Source organism: Streptomyces sp. URMC 126, assembly GCF_051386555.1.
Classification (GTDB): Bacteria; Actinomycetota; Actinomycetes; order Streptomycetales; family Streptomycetaceae; genus Streptomyces.
In genome coordinates, this window is record NZ_JBPQTX010000403.1 from 1 (window position 1) to 5,508 (window position 5,508).

6 protein-coding genes and 1 pseudogene are annotated in these 5,508 nt (G+C 71.1%); 3 read left to right on the plus strand and 4 right to left on the minus strand.

Annotated elements, in window-relative coordinates; all coding sequences use genetic code 11:
• The coding region (locus ACSNOK_RS30115) for a GNAT family N-acetyltransferase (RefSeq protein WP_436783972.1) at window positions 1-451 on the minus strand (451 nt) is incomplete at its 3' end.
• A gap of 301 nt (window positions 452-752) precedes the next feature.
• Here ACSNOK_RS30115 and ACSNOK_RS30120 point away from each other — a divergent pair.
• On the plus strand, window positions 753-1,172 hold the full coding sequence (locus ACSNOK_RS30120) for a transglycosylase SLT domain-containing protein (protein ID WP_436783967.1): 420 nt from the start codon (window positions 753-755) through the stop codon (window positions 1,170-1,172).
• Window positions 1,173-1,222: 50 nt separating this feature from the next.
• On the opposite strand, the gene ACSNOK_RS30125 is transcribed toward ACSNOK_RS30120, so the two are convergent.
• From ACSNOK_RS30125 to ACSNOK_RS30135, 3 genes and pseudogenes are all read right to left on the minus strand, one after another.
• Window positions 1,223-1,411: a hypothetical protein gene (locus ACSNOK_RS30125; protein WP_436783968.1), complete on the minus strand. Its 189-nt coding sequence runs from the start codon at window positions 1,409-1,411 to the stop codon at window positions 1,223-1,225.
• Window positions 1,412-1,895: 484 nt separating this feature from the next.
• Complete coding sequence (locus tag ACSNOK_RS30130) at window positions 1,896-2,330, minus strand: ankyrin repeat domain-containing protein (protein WP_436783969.1); 435 nt, start codon at window positions 2,328-2,330, stop codon at window positions 1,896-1,898.
• Between the two features lie 82 nt (window positions 2,331-2,412).
• Window positions 2,413-2,757: pseudogene (locus ACSNOK_RS30135) on the minus strand (DUF6086 family protein); the annotation flags it as partial.
• A gap of 1,439 nt (window positions 2,758-4,196) precedes the next feature.
• On the opposite strand from ACSNOK_RS30135, the gene ACSNOK_RS30140 reads away from it, so the two are divergent.
• Complete coding sequence (locus tag ACSNOK_RS30140) at window positions 4,197-4,820, plus strand: DUF6230 family protein (RefSeq protein WP_436783970.1); 624 nt, start codon at window positions 4,197-4,199, stop codon at window positions 4,818-4,820.
• A 1-nt stretch (window position 4,821) separates the two neighbouring features.
• A partial coding sequence (locus ACSNOK_RS30145) for a DUF6114 domain-containing protein (protein ID WP_436783971.1) occupies window positions 4,822-5,508 on the plus strand: 687 nt, incomplete at its 3' end.

Sequence of the window (5,508 nt, forward strand, 5' to 3'; positions counted from 1 at the left end):
CTCCCACTCTCACCCCCACCACAGGCGCCGCCTCCCCCGCGGGCGCATCCAACGAGAACACCAGCTCCGGCCGCTCCCACCCCACCGCCGGTGGCGTCGCGGGCAGGGTCCCCGTCCGCACGGCCCCCACCGACCGGTAGAAGCCCTCGGCCGGCGGGTGCGAGACCACCCGCACCCGGGTCAGGCCGGCGGCCCGGGCCTGCTCCTTCATATGGGCCACGAGGGTCCGGCCCACGCCGCGTCCCTGCGCCGCGTCGGCGACGAACATCAGGTCCAGCTCGGCCGGGTCGAGCAGGAGCGCGTAGAAGCCCAGCAGCCTGCCGGGACCGGCGGAGGTGGCCTCGGCGGCGGCGACGAAGACCGGGTGGGCGGCGAGGTAGTCCGGCCCCACCCTGTAGCGCTCGACCATCGACGCGTACCGGCCGCCGTACGCGCGGGAGGAGCGCACCATCCGGGTGAGCGCGGACGCGTCGGATGCCTGGGCACGCCGTATGGCGTAAGAGATGTGCACACCTAGAGGGTATTACCTGCCCGTGAGGGGCCCCACGTGACCCGGCCCACAAACGACCCTCTTTCGTGGCCGTGTCCGGTGTTTCCGCGCGCCCGGCGGCGTGTGCGCACGCCCGTCTCCGCCCCGCCTTAGTAATCAGCGGTCGTTGCGCCGCCCCGGAACCGTCCCGCAGGTTGGTTGAGCCGCCAGGGACCGCACGGTCCGGCGGCGCTGTCCTGCCCCCGACGGAAGGTTCTCCTCCGTGACGTTCTCGACCATCAGCCGCTTCGCCTCCCGCAAGCTGACCGCCGGTGCCGGTGCCGCCGTGGCCCTGGCCGCCGCGGGTGCCGTCTTCGCCTCCGGTCCGGCCCAGGCCGCGACCGCCGCGCCGAAGGCCGCCGCGCAGGAGACCGCCCGGCAGATGATCAAGGATGAGGGCCAGTTCCAGTGCTTCAGCAAGATCGTCGAGCATGAGAGCGGCTGGAACCACACCGCCACCAACCCGTCCAGCGGCGCCTACGGCCTGGTCCAGGCCCTCCCCGCGTCGAAGATGGCCACGGCCGGCGCCGACTGGCAGACCAACCCCGCCACCCAGATCAAGTGGGGCCTGGACTACATGAAGGACCGCTACGGCAGCCCCTGCGGCGCCTGGTCCTACTGGCAGGCCCACAAGTCGTACTGACCGGCCCGCCCGGAGACGACTCGCGAACGGCGGTGGCCGCCTTCCCCGGTTCAGGGGGGAAGGCGGCCACCGCCGTTCCGCGTGCGCGAGCCCTCACCAGACCCGCGCGGCGCCAGGCCGGCGATCGCGTCCAGCGTGAGCCGCCGCGTGGGATAGCCGGGCGGGGCGGCCAGGTCCGGGCACAGGACGTCCGCCAGGGGATTGGCGGAAGAGCCGGTCGCGGCACCGATGGATGCCACCTCCTCGTGACCGGCGAGAACCCCGGCCGGCCGCCCGGCCGAGACGAGCGGGCCGGACGGACCTGCACAGCAGCGCTGAACGTGACGCCCGGTGACGCGTCGTCCATGTCGACATCGAGGAAGGGGGCAACGCGCACCTGGAGCTCGGTGACACGGCGGACGACGGGCGGCGGTGGCCCCGCGACCACCCGGTGGCCGCTGCGAGCTCGGCAGGTCCGGCCCGCCCGTCCGCGGCGAACAGCCGGTGGTCGCCGGCGAAGAGCGTCACCGGGACGCCGTCCGCCCGGCCCTCGGGGACGGCACGGGCGCGGCCCGCGCGCAGACGCGCGTCCGCCGGCGCCGCGGACGGCAACGGGCGGCGACGGACACGGCCACCCGCGGAGCCGGACGAAGCGCTGCTAGCCGACGCGCTGCCGGAGCCGCGCCGACAGGCCCGGCGGCCGAGGTCCTTCCCCGCCATCCCCCTCCAGCGCCCACCCACTCCTCAGACGCCCCGCCCCCGAGGCCGCGCCCCGGCGGCGCGCAGAACCTCGGCCGTCTCCTCGTGCCCGCCGTGCACCGCCCAGTCGAGCGGCGCCCACCCGGCGCCGTCATCCTCCCGCAGGTTCGGGTCGGCGCCGTGCGCGAGGAGCAGGCGTACGGCGCCGATGTGCCCCCAGCACGCGGCCGCGCACAACGGCGTCCCCTCGGCTCCGGGCCACGCACTCTCCGCATCCGGCGAGGCCCCGGCCTCCAGCAACCGGCGGACGAGGTCCGTTGCGCCGTCGACGGCGGCGACGTACAGGGCCGTCACCCCGTCGGCGTCCGGCGCGTCCGGATCCGCCCCGGCCCGCAACAGCGCCCGTACCCGCGCGTCCTCCTCGCAGATCACGGCCGCCACGAGCCGGTTCGCGAGTTTCTTCCGCCGTCGTCTGTTCACTTCGGGAGGCTAAAGCGAACGCCGCCTCCCACCCAGCGGTTTTCCGCGGGCGCGGGTGGGAGGCGGCGCGAGTGACGCGCGGCTACCTGATGAGCCGAAGGCCCATGCCCCGGACCTCGTCGAGGTACCGCCGCTCCCGTTCGCTCCGGCCTTCCGGCGTCACGCCGCAGCGCTCCAGCAGGACGACGGAAACGGGCAGGGCCCCGTCGAGCATCCGGTCGACGAGATCGTCCTGGCACTCGGAACGGTAGGAGAGCATCGCTTCGACGAACGCGCCGAAGGCGGGCGCGTCGATCTTGTACCACTCCCCCGGAATGGCCACCAGCCCCGTGGGGCATTCAAGCGCCGCGCCGACGGCTTCGGCCATGCCGGAGTAGAGCGCCCCGATCCGGAGTCCCGGCATCCAGACGGACTCGTCACCGAATTCGAAAAGATAGCTCGATCAGTCCACCTCAGTCGTATGTCCACGTCCGGGTGCAGCGCCCGGAACTCATTGATGCGCAGTTGCACCTGCTTCCGGAGCTCGGGGGACGTACCGGCCTTGACGAACCACATACCTTTCGGGGCCGTTCCGTAGTTCTTGACGTACTGCCGGGCACGGATGTACGCGGACAACTTCTTCCCCACGAACTTGGCCGCCCACCGGACCGGGTCGATGTCCGGGTGAACAGCCGTCTTCTCCTCCCACAGCACCCCGCCTTCTCTCACATCGATATCGGTGATGGTGTCGGCCAAGTCCGACGGATTGTCGCTCTTGGAGCCTCGATCCCCCTCTTTCATGTAGTACTTGCCGTCCGAGCCGAGCTTGGTCCGATCGCCCGTGTGCGGGAAGGTGACGGGCCCACACGGGTCCGTGGGCCCCCGTACACGAAGGCGGCGTGACGCGAGCGAACACCGGCGGGAACCTTCGGACAAGGAGCCGGCTTTTCGGGCACCGGCTTCTCCGCCTTCGCCCGTTCGACGATCCGGCGCATCCGGTCGGCCGTCTTCCGGCCCCATTCGGCTTTCTCGAAGAACGCACTGATCCCGGTGGCGACACGGTAGATCGCTTTGCCGATGGGCTTGAGCTTGGCGAGGACGGTCAGCCGGCCGGCCGCGTCGGCCGGCCCCCAGAGGCAGCTCTCCACGTGGTGTTCGCTGAGGCACCGCTTGACGTTGCCGACGCCGAACACGCCGCCCGCCGGAGCCGATCACGGGAGCTTCGGCTCACCGGCCGACGGGGTGCGCGACACCCGGACAGGGCGGAAGGAAGCCGCTCGATCGTCACCCGTGAAGGTCCACCGCGACACCTCCCCGAGGAGGACTGACCGCACACCCGAGTGGGGGTACCCACCCAAGAGGAGGGAATGGATCGCTCGCGAAAGCCCAACTCGGGCGATCCCATGGCAGTTGGCCTCACCTGCCGGACACCGAGCGGAGCTGGGCGCCGCCAACCGAGTGCAAGCCGCCGCCGCGGCGACCAGTACGACGGCGCGCGGCCGACCCTCGTTCACCAACTCCCTTGTTACCGACGGATACAGGCGACCGCACCAACCCTTGTCAGTGCCCGGTCGCGGACTTACTCTCGGGTACACCTTGCGGGACGGCACATTCGTCCCCTGCGCGTCCGCCGCGTCGCGCCTTGGGCGCGGCGGACGCCTCCACAGGTCAGGCACCTCACGTACCGCAAGCACCTCCGGCACCGCAAGCACCTCAGGCACCTCAGGCACGTAGAGCACATCACGCATAGCACGCACCTCACGTACATCACGTACGCCCCCAACGCACCTCGCACCTCGCACCTCTGCCACCACGCGGACATCGCGGCCGGCACGGGCACGCCGTCGCACCGGCAGCGCTGTCGCACCGCCACGAGGGGAACGCACTATGAAGGACGCACAGGGAAGACAGGTGACAGGCCGGGTCAGGTGGCGGAAATTCGCCGTACTGGCCGTTCCCGGGTTCGCGGTCACGGGCGCGCTCGCCGTGGCGCTCGCGCAAGGCGCGCTGGCGGCGTCGTTCGCGGTGTCGGGACAGCAGTTCAAGGTCTCCGCCAAGGAGCTGGTGGGCGAGGGATTCGTCCAGTACGGCGGCGTCGACGAGAACATGCGGGAGGAAAAGCTCCCCGTGGCCGTCACCGCGATCAAGAAGGCCACGCTCCACAACCTCTGCCAGTCCGTGGTCACCAGCCTCCCCGGCCTCGGCGACATCTCCCTCAACATCCACGCGGGCGACAACCCCAAGAACCCGGTGAAGGCGGAGGACCTCTTCGTCGACGCCACGCAGCTCTCCGGCAACGCCGACTTCACCAACATTGAGATCGGCCGCGACGCCTCCACCGTGGACAAGGGGCCCGAGACCGCCCAGGGCATGCAGGACGCCTTCGCCCAGCAGGCGGACAAGGTCACCATCACCGATCTGAAACAGACCGCGTGGGCGACCAACGCCGCGAAGTTCAAGCTCTCCGGGCTGAGTCTCACGCTCCACAAGGGCAAGTCGGAGTGCTTCTGACGTGACGTCCGGCACCGAGGCACGCCGTCACCCCTGGCTGGCCTGGCGGAAGTGGCGCAAGGGCCGCCCCTTCTGGGGCGGCCTGTTCACCACCCTCGCGGGACTGGAGATCTGCGTCATCCCGCTGGGGCCGCTCAAGGTCATGCTGATGCAGGGGATCACCGGCATTCTGTCGATCCTGATGGGGCTGGTGTTGGTCATGATGGGGCTGAGCGCCTGGTTCGCCCCCTCTTACCGGGTGTTCGCCGGGATCGTCACCGTCATGTGCGCCGCCGCCGCGCTGGTGCTGTCCAACCTCGGCGGGTTCCTGCTGGGCACCTTGCTCGGCGTCATCGGCGGCAGCATGATCTTCGCCTGGCAACCGCACCGGCCGCCAACCGACGCGGCGGAGGAGGGGACGGACGCGGAGGACCGGCCGACCGGGCCGTCGCCGGCGGACGAGCCCACGGGCCCTATGGAATCCACGGGGGCTTCGGGCCCCATGGGACCCATGAGATCCACGGAACCCTCAGAGCCTACGGGTCCTAGAGGGTCTACGGGCCCTAGGGGGTCTACAGGCCCTAGGGGGTCTACGGGCCTTAGGGGGTATACGAGCCCTACAGAGCCCACCGAACCCACGGGATCCACGCGACCGTCGGCGCCCCCGCCACCCCCGCCCTCCACTCTCGGCGCACGCGTCACCCGTAAC

Excerpts from the sequence above, each read along its gene's own strand:
- ACSNOK_RS30140 (WP_436783970.1), top strand. The coding sequence starts at position 4,197 with ATGAAGGACGCACAGGGAAGACAGGTGACAGGCCGGGTCAGGTGGCGG.